The organism is Hydrogenophaga borbori (assembly GCF_003417535.1).
Classification (GTDB): domain Bacteria; phylum Pseudomonadota; class Gammaproteobacteria; order Burkholderiales; family Burkholderiaceae_C; genus Hydrogenophaga; species Hydrogenophaga borbori.
Genome location: NZ_QVLS01000014.1, coordinates 100,783 through 112,755, shown reverse-complemented (window position 1 = coordinate 112,755; position 11,973 = coordinate 100,783). Strand labels below are relative to the sequence as shown.

Genomic DNA, 11,973 nt, shown 5'->3' with positions numbered 1-11,973 from the left:
CGACCATGAGCAAGCAAGTTCAAGACGCCTACATCGTCGCCGCCACGCGCACGCCCATCGGGCGGTCGCACAAGGGCGCGTTCAAGCACCTGCGACCCGACGACCTGCTGGCCCTGGCGCTGCGCTCGGCGCTCGCGCAGGCGCCAGGGCTGGATCCCAAGGCCATCGAAGACGTGATCTGTGGCTGCGCCATTCCCGAGGCGCAGCAGGGGCTGAACGTGGCGCGCATTGGCGCCATCCTCGCCGGCCTGCCCAACAGCGTGGGCGGCATCACGGTCAACCGCTTCTGCGCCTCGGGCCTGTCGGCCGTGGCCATGGCGGCCGACCGCATCCGCGTGGGCGAGGCCGACGTGATGATCGCCGCCGGCACCGAAAGCATGAGCATGGTGCCCATGATGGGCAATTCGCCCAGCCTGTCGCCCGCCATCTTCGCCAACACCCAGGACGTGGAGCAGTACGGCATTGCCTACGGCATGGGCCTCACGGCCGAGAAGGTCGCGCAGCAGTGGAAGGTGTCGCGCGAGGCGCAGGACGCGTTCGCGCTGCAGTCGCACCAGCGCGCGGTCATGGCCATGAAGAATGGCGAGTTCGCCAACGAGATCACGCCGGTGGACGTGACCGAGCGCGCGGTGAACCTGGACACCGCCGAGGTGAACAAACGCACGCGCACCGTGGACCTGGACGAAGGCGCGCGCCCCGACACCAGCCTGGAAGGCCTGGCCAAGCTGCGCACCGTGTTCGCGGCGCGCGGCTCGGTCACGGCGGGCAACAGCTCGCAGACCAGCGACGGCGCGGGCGCGCTGATCCTGGCCAGCGAGGCCGCGGTCAAGCGCTTCGGTCTCACGCCGCTGGCGCGCTTCGTGAGCTACGCCAGCCGCGGCGTGCCGCCGCACATCATGGGCATCGGCCCCGTGGAGGCGATTCCCGCCGCGCTGCGCTACGCCGGCCTGAAGCAGGACGACATGGACTGGATCGAGCTCAACGAGGCCTTCGCGGCCCAGTCGATCGCGGTCATCAACACCCTGGGCCTGGACCCGGCCAAGGTCAACCCCATGGGCGGGGCGATCGCCCTGGGGCACCCGCTGGGCGCCACCGGCGCCATCCGCTCGGCCACCGTGGTGCACGCGCTCAAGCGCCACCAGAAGCGGTACGGCATGGTCACCATGTGCGTGGGCATGGGGCAGGGTGCGGCGGGGATCTTCGAGCGGGTGTAAGGACCGCTTCCGCCATGACGAAGGCGCCCCTCGGGGCGCCTTTTTTCATGGGTGTGGACGTGCTGCTGGACATGGGCCGCACCGGCACCAACGTGATCGGCAACGGCATCGCGACGGCGGTGGCCGCCCAGTGGGCGGGCAAGCTCGACGGTCACCCTGCCCCTGGGCTCGACCCGCCGGTGGCCGAGCGGCCGGCGGTGGCGTCGGGCAAGGCGCCAGGCGCGGTCTGAGCCGTCGCACCCGCCTCGCCCAGAGGTCCAGCCGCGCGCCGCCCGCGGGCGGCGGCGCTACAGCGGTCTTTTGATCAGGTTCGCGATCTCGCCCACCACGCCGCGGCGGAAGGCCAGCACGCAGATCACGAAGATCACGCCCTGCACCACCGTCACCCAGGCGCCGAGCTGGGCGAGGTAGTTTTGCATCGAGACGATGATGGCCGCGCCCACCACCGGGCCGAACAGCGTGCCCATGCCGCCGAGCAGCGTCATCAGCACCACCTCGCCGGACATGCTCCAGTGCACGTCGGTGAGCGAGGCGAGCTGGAACACGATGGCCTTGGTGGCGCCGGCCGCGCCGGCCAGGCCGGCCGACAGCACGAAGGCCAGGTGCTTGTAGCGGTCGGTGTCGTAGCCCAGCGAGGTGGCGCGCGCCTCGTTCTCGCGGATGGCCTGCAGCACCTGGCCGAAGGGCGAGTGCACCACGCGCCAGATCAGCAGGAACCCTGCGAAGAAGACCACGAACACCACGGCGTACATGGCCATGGGCTGGCTCAGGTCGATCAGGCCAAAGAGCTGGCCGCGTGGCACCGCCTGGATGCCGTCTTCGCCGCCGGTGAACCGGGCCTGCAGGCTGAAGAAGAACACCATCTGCGCCAGCGCGAGGGTGATCATGGCGAAATAGATGCCCTGGCGGCGGATGGCCAGCGCGCCCACCACCACGCCGAGCAGCACCGCGCAGCAGGTGCCGAAGAGGATGGCCAGCTCCGGCGTGAAGCCCCAGACCTTGGCGGCGTGCGCCGAGGCGTAGCCGGCTCCGCCGAGGAACATGGCGTGGCCGAAGGACAGCAGGCCGCTGAAGCCGATGAGCAGGTTGAAGGCGCAGGCGAAGAGCGCGAAGCACATCACCTTCATCAGGAACACCGGGTACACGATCGCCGGCGCGATCAGGAAGAACGCGGCCATGATGGCGAAGGCGATGACCAGGGACGAGGTGCCGGCGGGGGCCTTGTGGGCGCTGCCCGCGTGGGCGATGGTGGTGGTCGAGGTGCTCATGGCGGCGCTCACTTCTGGGTTCCGAACAGCCCCGCGGGCCGGATCAGCAGCACGATGGCCATGATGACGAAGATCACCGTGCTGGAGGCCTCGGGGTAGAAGACCTTGGTGAGGCCTTCGATGATGCCCAGGCCGAAGCCCGTGAGGATGGCGCCCATGATGGAGCCCATGCCGCCGATCACCACCACCGCGAACACCACGATGATCAGGTCCGAGCCCATCTGCGGGCTCACCTGGTAGATGGGGGCGGCCATGACACCGGCCAAGGCGGCCAGGCCCACGCCGAAGCCATAGGTGAGCGTGATCATGCGCGGCACGTTCACGCCAAAGCCCTGTACCAGCGTGGGGTTCTCGGTGGCCGCGCGCAGGTAGGCGCCGAGCTTGGTGCGCTCGATGACGAACCAGGTGCTCAGGCAGACGATCAGCGAGGCGCCCACGACCCAGCCGCGGTAGTTGGGCAGGAACATGAAGCCCAGGTTTTGCGCGCCCATGAGCTGCGGCGGGATCGCATAGGGTTGCCCCGAGGAGCCGTACTCGTGGCGGAACAGGCCCTGAATGATGAGCGCGATGCCGAAGGTCAGCAGCAGACCGTAGAGGTGGTCGAGCTGGTAGAGCCGCTTGAGCATGAAGCGCTCGATCAGCACCCCGGTGGCCCCGACCACGACAGGCGCGATCAGCAGCGACCACCAGTAGCCGATGCCCAGCTTGTTGAGCAGCAGCCAGGCCACGAAGGCGCCCATCATGTACTGGGCGCCGTGCGTGAAGTTGATGATGTTGAGCAGACCGAAGATCACGGCCAGCCCCAGCGACAGCAGGGCATAGAACGAGCCGTTGATCAGCCCGATCAGCAATTGCCCGAACAGGGCCGCGGTGGGGACGCCGAAGATCTCGGTCATGCTCAGAACGCTCCGGTGCTTACTTCACGAGCGAGCACTCGCCGTCCTTGAGGGGACGGAAGGCCTGCTCGGCGGGGATGGTGGCGCGGACCTTGTAGTAGTCGTAGGGGCCTTTCGACTCCGAGGGTTTCTTGACCTCGAACAGGTAGGCCGGGTGGATCTTGCGGCCGTCGGCGCGGATCGTGCCCTTGCCGAACAGCGGATCGTCGGTCGGCATCTCCTTCATCTTGGCCACCACCTTGGTGCCGTCGTCGGTCTTGCCGGCCTCCACCGCCTTCAGGTAGTGCAGCACCGAGGCGTACACGCCCGCGTGGTCGGAGCTGGGGTACTTGCCGCCGTTGCGCTCGGCGAAGCGCTTGCTCCAGGCGCGGGTCTGGTCGTTCAGGTCCCAGTAGAAGGTCTCGGTGAAGATCAGGCCCTGCGCGGTGGCCAGGCCCAGGCCGTGCACGTCGGGCAGGAACACCAGCAGGCCGGCCAGGTTCTGGCCACCCTTGGTGATGCCGAATTCGGCCGCCTGCTTGATGCTGTTGATGGTGTCGCCGCCGGCGTTGGCCAGGCCGATGATCTTGGCCTTGGAGGCCTGGGCCTGCAGCAGGAAGGAGCTGAAGTCGCTGCCCGGGAAGGGCGTGCGCACCTTGCCCAGCACCTTGCCGCCGTTCTTGAGCACCACGGCCTCGGTGTCGCGCTCCAGCGCATGGCCGAAGGCGTAGTCGGCGGTCAGGAAGAACCAGGTGTCGCCGCCGGTTTTCACGATCGCCCCGCCGGTGCCGTTGGCCAGCATCCAGGTGTCGTACAGCCAGTGCACGGTGTTGGGGCTGCACTGCTTGCCGGTCAGGTCGGAGGTCGCCGCGCCGGTGTTGATGAAGGCCTTGCCCTTTTCCTTGGTGATCTGGTTGATGGCCAGCGCCACGGATGAGGTGGGCACATCGAAGATGGCGTCCACCTTGTCCACGTCGTACCAGGTGCGGGCCACGGTGGAGCCCACGTCGGGCTTGTTCTGGTGGTCGGCCGAGACGACCTCGACCTTCATGCCCTTCTTCTCGGGCGCGAAGTCCTCGACCGCCATGCGCGCGGCGAGCACCGAGCCGGGGCCGCCGATGTCGGCGTACAGGCCCGACATGTCGTTCATCACGCCGATCTTGATCACGCCATCGGAGATCTGCGCGTGCGCGGCCCCCGCCGCCAGCATGGCCGCCGCCGCGGTGGCCAGCAACTTCTTCGTCGTCTTCATGTCGTCGTCTCCTTCATCGGTGTGTGAACGTGGAAAGATCCAAACCCTGGCGATCGGTATCAGACGCCGAGGTACTCGTGCAACATGCCCATCTTCGCGTCGAGATCGGCGGCGCCGAAGCTCTCCACGATGCGGCCATGTTCCATGACGTAGAAGCGGTCGGCCAGCGGCGCCGCGAAACGGAAGTTCTGCTCGACCATCACGATGGTGAAGCCGCGCTCGCGCAGTGTGCGGATGGTGCGCGCCAGCGTCTGCACGATGACCGGCGCCAGGCCTTCGGAAATTTCGTCGAGCAGCAGCAGCTTGGCGCCGGTGCGCAGGATGCGCGCCACCGCGAGCATCTGCTGTTCGCCGCCCGACAGGCGCGTGCCCGGGCTGTGGCGGCGCTCCTTGAGGTTGGGGAACAGTTCGTAGAGTTCGTCGAGCGGCATGCCGCCATCGGCCACCACGGGCGGCAGCAGCAGGTTCTCCTCGCAGCTCAGGCTGGCGAAGATGCCGCGCTCCTCGGGGCAGTAGCCCAGGCCCAGGCGCGCCACCTGGTGCGTCGGCATGTTCACCGTCTCCTGCCCGAAGAGCCGAATGGAGCCGGTGCGCTTGCCCACCATGCCCATGATGGCCTTGAGCGTGGTGGTGCGGCCGGCGCCGTTGCGGCCCAGCAGGGTCACGACCTCGCCGCGGTTCACTTGCAGGTCGACGCCGTGCAGGATGTGCGACTCGCCATACCAGGCGTTCACGCCGCTGAGGCTGAGCAGTTCTTCGGACATCAGGCCTCCCGCCGGGCCGCCCCAAGGGAGGCCAGCGCCCCCTCGGGGGGCAGCGAATACACGAAGTGATGAGCGTGGGGGCCCATGTCAATGCGCCCCCTGCAGCTGCGCGTCGGCGCTGCCCATGTAGGCCTCCAGCACCTGCGGGTTGGCCGACACGGTGGCGTAGTCGCCCTCGGCGATCACCTGGCCGCGCTGCAGCACGCTGATGGTGTCGGCGATGCTCGACACCACGTTCATGTTGTGCTCCACCATCAGCACCGTGCGGTTGGCCGACACCTTCTTGATGAGTTGCGTCACTCGCTCCACGTCCTCGTGGCCCATGCCCTGCGTGGGCTCGTCGAGCAGCATCAGCTCGGGCTCGGTGGCCAGCGTGGTGGCGATCTCCAGCGCGCGCTTGCGTCCATAGGACAGCTCCACAGTGACCCAGTCGGCGAACTCGGACAGGCCCACGGTGTCGAGCAGGGCCATCGCGCGCTCGTCGAGCCGGTCGAGCACCTTCTTGCTCTTCCAGAAGTGGAAGGACTGGCCGGTGGCGCGCTGCAGGCCGATGCGCACGTTCTCGCGCACGCTCAGGTGCGGGAAGGTGGCCGAGATCTGGAACGAGCGCACCATGCCCCGGCGCGCCACCTGGGCGGGCTTTTGCGGTGTGATGTCCTCGCCGTTGTAGAGGATCTGCCCGCGCGTGGGGATGAGGAACTTGGTGAGCAGGTTGAAGACCGTGGTCTTGCCCGCGCCGTTGGGTCCGATGAGCGCGTGGATCTGGCCGCGCCGCACGCGCAGGTTCACGTCGTTCACGGCGACGAAGCCCTTGAACTCCTTCACCAGTCCGCGCGCTTCGAGAATGCAGTCGTTGGGGGTGTTCGGTGCCATGTAGGAGGGGCATTGTGAGCAAGCGACCCATATCAAGAATGAGGGGAAACCCCACGCGGCGCGGTGGCGCTGCTATGGATTTCGGCGGAACGCCCGCCGCCCGTCACGCGCTTGTCGCGCAGGCAACAGCCGGACTGTCGGTCGGCGGACAGTCGGGGGGCGGGTGCACGCCGCTGGTGCACACTGCCGCGGATGAATTCGCACCTTTTTGACCGGGCCATTGCCCTCGACACCAGGGCCGATGGCCGTTACAGCGGCCGCACCGATCCGGCCTGGGCGAACATGGTCGGCCCCTTCGGCGGCATCACGGCGGCCACCGCGCTCAACGCCCTCCTGCTGCACCCCGATCGCCTGGGCGAGCCGGTGGCGCTCACCGTCAACTTCTGCGCCGCGCTGAACGACGGCGCTTTCGAGGTGGAGGCGCAGACGGTGCGCACCAACCGCTCCACGCAGCACTGGGCGGTGAGCATCGAGCAGGGCGGCGAGACCGTGCTGAGCGCCACCGCGCTCACCGCGGTGCGGCGCGACACCTGGGGCGCGCAGGAAGAGCCCTTGCCGCCGGTGCTGTCGCCTGCGGCGCTGGGCAAGCCCTCGATGATGGCGCCGGTGGAATGGGTCAAGCGCTACGACCTGCGCTTTCCCGAAGGTGCGATGCCGCGCGTGTGGGACGGCACGGGCGAGTCCAGCCGCACCACGGTGTGGATGCGCGACGAGCCGCCGCGCCCGCTGGACTTCCCGGCCCTCGTGGCGCTGTGCGACGTCTTCTACCCGCGCGTGTGGCTGCGCCGCGCCACGCGCGTGCCGGCGGGCACGGTGTCGATGACGGTGTACTTCCACGCCAGGGCCACCGAGCTGGCGGCGGTGGGCGAGGGCTGGCTGCTGGGCCAGGCGCAGGCCAGCGCCTTTCGCAATGGCTACTTCGATCAGCGCGCGCAGGTGTGGAGCCAGGCGGGGGCGCTGCTGGCCACCACCCACCAGGTGGTGTACTTCAAGGAGTGAGGCGCTTCGCCGGCGGCCCGGGGCCGCGGGCGTTCAGGGCCGGCCGAGGAACAGGTACAGCCCCGTGAACCCCTTGGGCGCGCTCACCACGCTCAGGTAGAGGGGGCCGATCCCCGTGTCCGCCCCCACGAACAGGCTGCCGCCGGCGAGCAGGTGGCGAAAGGACACGTCGCGCCGGTCCAGCCAGGCGTTGCCCGCCTCGATGGAGCCGCCCGCGAACATCGCGCGCGCGATGCCGATGTTCCAGGGCAGGCGGCGGTAGTAGGTGAGGCGGCCGAAGGCCAGGTAGTTGCCGGCCACCTGTCCCGAGCGGAAGCCCGACAGGTTCTGGAACCCGCCCAGCGAGTATTCGTCGATCGCCCCGATGGGGATGTTGTTGGCGTGCGCGAAGCGCAGGCCCAGGTTGAAGGTGTGCTCGCCGACACTGCGCACGCCGGTGTACGAGCCCTCGAGCCGCGCGAAGCTGCTGCGCTCGCCGCCGCGCACATGGCGCTTGCCCACCACCACCTCGCCGAAGGCCCGGTAGCCGCGCGACGGGAAGTTCGCATAGTCGAGCTGGTCGGCCATCACGGCCGCGCGCAGGCCGGCTTCGCGCCAGTGCACGTCCAGCACGTCGGGCTGCAGGTTCAAGCCCGGCTGAACCAGCTCCAGCGACGAACGCCGCGAACTGGCCACCACGCCCAGGCGCATGTCGCCCACCGAACCCTGGCGCCCGATCGGCCAGCCGATGTCCGCGCCCACGCGCAGCGACTCGCGCTGGATGCGCGCCAGCGGGCGGTTTTGCTCGCCGTAGAGGTCGACCTTGCGCACGCTCAGGTCGCCATAGGCCGACACGAAGGTGTTGGCCAGCGGGTCCAGCGGCTGGTAGATCTCGGAGTACAGGCCCAGGGTCTCGCCCAGCTGCACGCGGTTGCGCCACTCGGTGCCGCTGGGCGTGAGCCAGTGGCGGTTGTGGCTGATGCGCAGGTTGAACGCGCCTTCGCCGCGGAAGTCGGTGCGCAGGTCCAGGCCCACGCGCAGGTAGTTCGGCCCCCAGCTGTTCTCGCGCAGTCCCACCACCAGGTCTTCGCCGCCGCTGTCGGGGTTGCGCACCAGGCGGTAGTCCACGCGCTCGTAGTCGCCGGTGGCGGCCAGGGCCTCCATGTCGTTCTCGATCAGCTGCACGTCGGCGCGCTGGCCCTTCAGGTGCTCCAGGCCCACGCCCAGGCGCTGCGCGCGCGTCTCGTCCACGCCCTCGAAGCGGATGCCCGCAATGGTGCCCACGCGCGTGGCATTGAGCTCGGCCTGTGTGCGCCGCGCCCCGGTCCAGGCGGCGTACTCGCGCTCGCCGACCGAGAAGCGCTCCAGCGCCGCGCTCACGGTGCGCCCGTACTCGTTGCCCAGGCGCACCAGTTCCTTGGCCTGGTCGAAGTCGGACGAGCTGAGCGTGCCCAGCGGCGGCGTGAGCAGCAGGTCGCGCGGCGTGAGCAGGGCGATGCTGGCCTTCACGTTCTGCTCGGTCAGGATGTTCACCATCTGCGTGGTGATGCCCACCAGCGAGCCCAGGGTCTCGCGCCCGGCCAGCGGCGTGCCGATGTTGACGGCGATGACCACCTCGGCGCCGAGCGCGCGCGCCACGTTCACCGGCAGGTTGTTCACCAGCCCGCCGTCGCCCAGGATGCGGCCGTCCATGCCGAGCGGGGAGAACACGCCCGGCACCGACATGCTGCCGCGCAGCGCGGCGGCCAGGTCGCCGCGGTCCATCACCACCTCCTGGCCGGTCTCCATGTCGGTGGCCACGGCGCGGAAACGCGTGGGCAGGGCGTCGAAGCTGCTCAGGTGGCGCGTGGGCAGGGTGTAGCGGCGCAGCAGCATTTCCAGCGAGCGTGAGGACACCGCGCCCGTGGGCAGGCGGAATTCGCCGTCGCGAAAGCCCACCAGCAACACGGGCGAGAGCTCGAAGTCCTCTTCCTTGCGGCGCTGCGAGAGCACCTGGCGCGGCTGGCGCGTATTGAAGAGGCCGCTCCATTCCACGGTCAGGATCTCGCGCTCGAGCTGTTCGCCGGTCATGCCGCTGGCGTACAGGCCGCCGATGATGGCGCCCATGGAGGTGCCGACGATCAGGTCCACCGGCACGCGCGCGGCCTCCAGCGCCTTGATCACGCCCACGTGCGCGAAGCCGCGCGCGCCGCCGCCCGAGAGCACCAGCGCCACGCGCGGCCGGGGCTGCGGGGGCAGGGGATCGGCCGCGGGCGCGGACGTGGGCGGGGTCTGCGCGGCCAAGGGCAGTGCAAGGCACGCGGCAAGGCAGATCAGCAGCAGGCGGGTCGACATGGCGGGGGGCACGGGCGGGGGAAACGCCGAAGTTTAGGTGGGCCACCCGGTGGCCTTCGTGTTAACTTGCCCGGCTGCTGTTTCCAACCCTTCCCCGCCAACGACCATGAGCGACATCCTCGTCCACACCGAAGCCGGCATCCGCACCATCACCTTCAACCGCGTCGACAAGAAGAACTCCTTCACTTCGGCCATGTACGGCGCCATGGCCGAGGCCCTGGCCTCGGCGGTGGACGACCCTGGCGTGCGCGTGGTGCTGCTGCAGGGTCACGAGACCGTGTTCTCCGCCGGCAACGACATCGGCGACTTCCTGAACAACCCGCCGGCCGGGCTGGACTCGCCGGTGTTCCGTTTCCTCCAGGGCATCGCCACCTTCCCCAAGCCGCTGTTGGCGGCGGTCTGCGGCCCGGCGGTGGGCGTGGGCACCACGCTGCTGTTCCATTGCGACCTGGTTTACGCGGGCGACAACGCCGCCTTCTCCATGCCCTTCGTCAACCTGGGCCTGTGCCCCGAGGCCGCCAGCAGCCTGCTGGTGCCGCAGATGCTGGGTTACCACCGCGCGGCCGAGGCCTTGCTGCTGGGCGAGCCCTTCATGGCCGAGGCCGCGCTGGAGGTGGGCCTGGTCAACCGCGTGCTGCCGCCCACCGAAGCGAACGGCTACGCGCAGTCGGTGGCGAAGAAGCTCGCGGCCAAGCCGCTGAGCTCGCTGATCGAGACCAAGCGGCTCATGAAGAAGGGCCAGGAAGAGCGCGTGCTGCGCACCATCGCCGAAGAGGGCGAGAGCTTCGGCCGCATGCTGCGCGAACCGGCGGCGAAGGAGGCCTTCGGGGCGTTCATGGAGCGCCGCAAGCCGGACTTCTCCCAGCTCTGAGCGCCCCATGTCCGACGACACCACTGAGCGCGCGAAGGCGCATTTTTTTGCCGGCAACGCGCACTTCGAAGCCGGCCGCCTGGACGCCGCGCGCGCCGACTACGAGGCGGCGCAGGCGCTCGTGCCGGGCCGGCCTTCGGTGCTGGCCAACCTGGGCGTCACGCTGTGCCGGCTGGGCCAATGGGACGCCGCCATCGAGCGCCTGGACGCCGCGCTGCTCGCCGACCCGACGCACCGCGACGCCTGGGCGGCCCTGGGCCTCAGCCGCGAAGCGCTGAACCAGTGGGCTGGTGCGGCGCACGCGCTGCGCCAGGCCATCGGGCTTGGCGCCCTCCTGCCGAGCCTGTACCTCGCGCTGTCGCATTGCGAGCTGCGCCAGGAGCGCTGGCGCGAGGCCCTGCAGGCGCTCGACGACGCGCTGGAGATCGACCCGCGCGAGCCCGAAGTCTGGAGTCAGCGCGGCCACCTGCTGCGCGAGAGCGGTCAGCTCAAGGAGGCCGCGCGCTCCTACGAACAGGCCCTGCAGCACGGCGCCGAGCCCGCGCTGCACCGGCACTACCTCGCTTCGGTGCAGGACCTGCGCGATCCGCCGCCCCCGCCGCCGGTGTACGCGGGCGCGCTGTTCGACCAGTACGCGGACGACTTTCAGGACCACCTGCTCGCGCAGTTGCGGTACGCCGCGCCCGAGACCCTGCTCAAGCCGCTGCTGGCCGAGGGCCGGCGGATCGGCCTGGTGCTGGACCTGGGGTGCGGCACCGGCCTGTGCGGCCGCTTGATCGCACCGATCGCCGACGCCGTGGAGGGCGTGGACGTGTCGCACGCCATGGTGGAACGCGCCCGCGCCAGCGGCGCCTACCGCGGGGTGGTGCACGGCGACCTGCTCGGCTTCCTGCACGCCAGCCAGGTCCCGGCCGATCTCATCGTCGCCGCCGACGTGTTCATCTACGTGGGGCCGCTCGACGCGGTCTTCGCCGCCGCCGCCGCACGCCTGGCCAGTGGCGGCCGCTTCGCCTTCAGCGTCGAGCAGGCCGATCCCGGACGCGACCTGCAGCTGCGGCCCAGCCTGCGCTACGCGCATTCGCGCGAACGGATCGAGCGCCTGGCCGCCGCCCACGGTTTTGCGGTGCAGGCCATCGAGGCCGGGCCGATACGGCACGAGCAGGGCCGGCCCGTGATGGGCTGGTACGCCTGGCTGCGCCGCGCCGCCTAGCCTGCGCGGCGCCGCGCCACCCAGACCACCGCGCCGGCCTCGCCGTAGCGCTCGGCGTGCGGCACCTCGCGGTCCAGGGAGAAAGGCGCACCCGCCCGCAGGTGCTGCGTGTCTTCGCCGCAGGAGAGCCACATCTCGCCCTCGGCGACGACCGCTTTCACCGAGAACGGGTGGGTGTGGGTGTCGAGCACCGTGTTCGGCGCCCAGCGGCGCGCCAATACCTCATCGAAGCCCTCGGCCAGGGCCTGGTCACGGAACGCATCGAACGGCAGGGTGTTCATGGCGGCGCATTGTCCGTCTAGGATGCGCGCTTTGCCACTTGGGAGTGCCCGCG

12 protein-coding genes are annotated in these 11,973 nt (G+C 69.7%); 5 read left to right on the top strand and 7 right to left on the bottom strand.

What is annotated here, in order from left to right:
* Nucleotides 1-5: 5 nt before the first annotated feature.
* On the top strand, nucleotides 6-1,214 hold the full coding sequence (locus DY262_RS19610; RefSeq protein WP_116960756.1) for an acetyl-CoA C-acyltransferase: 1,209 nt from the start codon (nucleotides 6-8) through the stop codon (nucleotides 1,212-1,214).
* Nucleotides 1,215-1,228: 14 nt separating this feature from the next.
* Nucleotides 1,229-1,444, top strand: coding sequence for a hypothetical protein (locus DY262_RS19605; protein ID WP_116960755.1), 216 nt, complete (start codon nucleotides 1,229-1,231; stop codon nucleotides 1,442-1,444).
* A gap of 57 nt (nucleotides 1,445-1,501) precedes the next feature.
* Here the strand turns inward: DY262_RS19605 and DY262_RS19600 are convergent, their stop codons facing one another.
* From DY262_RS19600 to DY262_RS19580, 5 genes are all read right to left on the bottom strand, one after another.
* Nucleotides 1,502-2,482, bottom strand: a complete 981-nt coding sequence (locus tag DY262_RS19600; protein WP_116960817.1) for a branched-chain amino acid ABC transporter permease — start codon at nucleotides 2,480-2,482, stop codon at nucleotides 1,502-1,504.
* Nucleotides 2,483-2,490: 8 nt separating this feature from the next.
* Nucleotides 2,491-3,378: a branched-chain amino acid ABC transporter permease gene (locus DY262_RS19595; protein WP_116960754.1), complete on the bottom strand. Its 888-nt coding sequence runs from the start codon at nucleotides 3,376-3,378 to the stop codon at nucleotides 2,491-2,493.
* A 19-nt stretch (nucleotides 3,379-3,397) separates the two neighbouring features.
* The gene (locus DY262_RS19590; protein WP_116960753.1) at nucleotides 3,398-4,609 is read right to left on the bottom strand and encodes an ABC transporter substrate-binding protein; all 1,212 of its coding nucleotides are present in this window, start codon (nucleotides 4,607-4,609) and stop codon (nucleotides 3,398-3,400) included.
* Between the two features lie 59 nt (nucleotides 4,610-4,668).
* Entirely contained in the window at nucleotides 4,669-5,373 is a 705-nt protein-coding gene (locus DY262_RS19585) for an ABC transporter ATP-binding protein (RefSeq protein WP_116960752.1), read from the bottom strand.
* Nucleotides 5,374-5,460: 87 nt separating this feature from the next.
* A complete protein-coding gene (locus DY262_RS19580) occupies nucleotides 5,461-6,246 on the bottom strand; it encodes an ABC transporter ATP-binding protein (RefSeq protein WP_116960751.1) in 786 nt (261 codons plus the stop codon).
* A gap of 192 nt (nucleotides 6,247-6,438) precedes the next feature.
* Between DY262_RS19580 and DY262_RS19575 the strand changes: the two genes are divergently transcribed.
* Nucleotides 6,439-7,245: an acyl-CoA thioesterase gene (locus DY262_RS19575; RefSeq protein WP_116960750.1), complete on the top strand. Its 807-nt coding sequence runs from the start codon at nucleotides 6,439-6,441 to the stop codon at nucleotides 7,243-7,245.
* A gap of 33 nt (nucleotides 7,246-7,278) precedes the next feature.
* Here the strand turns inward: DY262_RS19575 and DY262_RS19570 are convergent, their stop codons facing one another.
* The gene (locus DY262_RS19570) at nucleotides 7,279-9,558 is read right to left on the bottom strand and encodes a patatin-like phospholipase family protein (protein WP_116960749.1); all 2,280 of its coding nucleotides are present in this window, start codon (nucleotides 9,556-9,558) and stop codon (nucleotides 7,279-7,281) included.
* Nucleotides 9,559-9,664: 106 nt separating this feature from the next.
* Here DY262_RS19570 and DY262_RS19565 point away from each other — a divergent pair, with 106 nt between their 5' ends.
* Nucleotides 9,665-10,429: an enoyl-CoA hydratase gene (locus DY262_RS19565; protein ID WP_116960748.1), complete on the top strand. Its 765-nt coding sequence runs from the start codon at nucleotides 9,665-9,667 to the stop codon at nucleotides 10,427-10,429.
* A gap of 7 nt (nucleotides 10,430-10,436) precedes the next feature.
* A complete protein-coding gene (locus DY262_RS19560; RefSeq protein ID WP_116960747.1) occupies nucleotides 10,437-11,639 on the top strand; it encodes a tetratricopeptide repeat protein in 1,203 nt (400 codons plus the stop codon).
* Here DY262_RS19560 and DY262_RS19555 read toward each other — a convergent pair.
* Nucleotides 11,636-11,920 carry a cupin domain-containing protein gene (locus DY262_RS19555; RefSeq protein ID WP_116960746.1) on the bottom strand — a complete coding sequence of 95 codons (285 nt, stop codon included), beginning with the start codon at nucleotides 11,918-11,920 and terminating at the stop codon, nucleotides 11,636-11,638. The two genes, DY262_RS19560 and DY262_RS19555, sit on opposite strands and share 4 nt — an antisense overlap.
* Nucleotides 11,921-11,973: the final 53 nt, after the last annotated feature.

Coding starts and splice junctions, on each gene's coding strand:
- DY262_RS19600 (WP_116960817.1), bottom strand. CDS start 2,482: ATGAGCACCTCGACCACCACCATCGCCCACGCGGGCAGCGCCCACAAG.
- DY262_RS19595 (WP_116960754.1), bottom strand. CDS start 3,378: ATGACCGAGATCTTCGGCGTCCCCACCGCGGCCCTGTTCGGGCAATTG.
- DY262_RS19555 (WP_116960746.1), bottom strand. CDS start 11,920: ATGAACACCCTGCCGTTCGATGCGTTCCGTGACCAGGCCCTGGCCGAG.
- DY262_RS19565 (WP_116960748.1), top strand. CDS start 9,665: ATGAGCGACATCCTCGTCCACACCGAAGCCGGCATCCGCACCATCACC.
- DY262_RS19590 (WP_116960753.1), bottom strand. CDS start 4,609: ATGAAGACGACGAAGAAGTTGCTGGCCACCGCGGCGGCGGCCATGCTG.
- DY262_RS19570 (WP_116960749.1), bottom strand. CDS start 9,558: ATGTCGACCCGCCTGCTGCTGATCTGCCTTGCCGCGTGCCTTGCACTG.
- DY262_RS19605 (WP_116960755.1), top strand. CDS start 1,229: ATGACGAAGGCGCCCCTCGGGGCGCCTTTTTTCATGGGTGTGGACGTG.
- DY262_RS19610 (WP_116960756.1), top strand. CDS start 6: ATGAGCAAGCAAGTTCAAGACGCCTACATCGTCGCCGCCACGCGCACG.
- DY262_RS19575 (WP_116960750.1), top strand. CDS start 6,439: ATGAATTCGCACCTTTTTGACCGGGCCATTGCCCTCGACACCAGGGCC.
- DY262_RS19560 (WP_116960747.1), top strand. CDS start 10,437: ATGTCCGACGACACCACTGAGCGCGCGAAGGCGCATTTTTTTGCCGGC.
- DY262_RS19580 (WP_116960751.1), bottom strand. CDS start 6,246: ATGGCACCGAACACCCCCAACGACTGCATTCTCGAAGCGCGCGGACTG.
- DY262_RS19585 (WP_116960752.1), bottom strand. CDS start 5,373: ATGTCCGAAGAACTGCTCAGCCTCAGCGGCGTGAACGCCTGGTATGGC.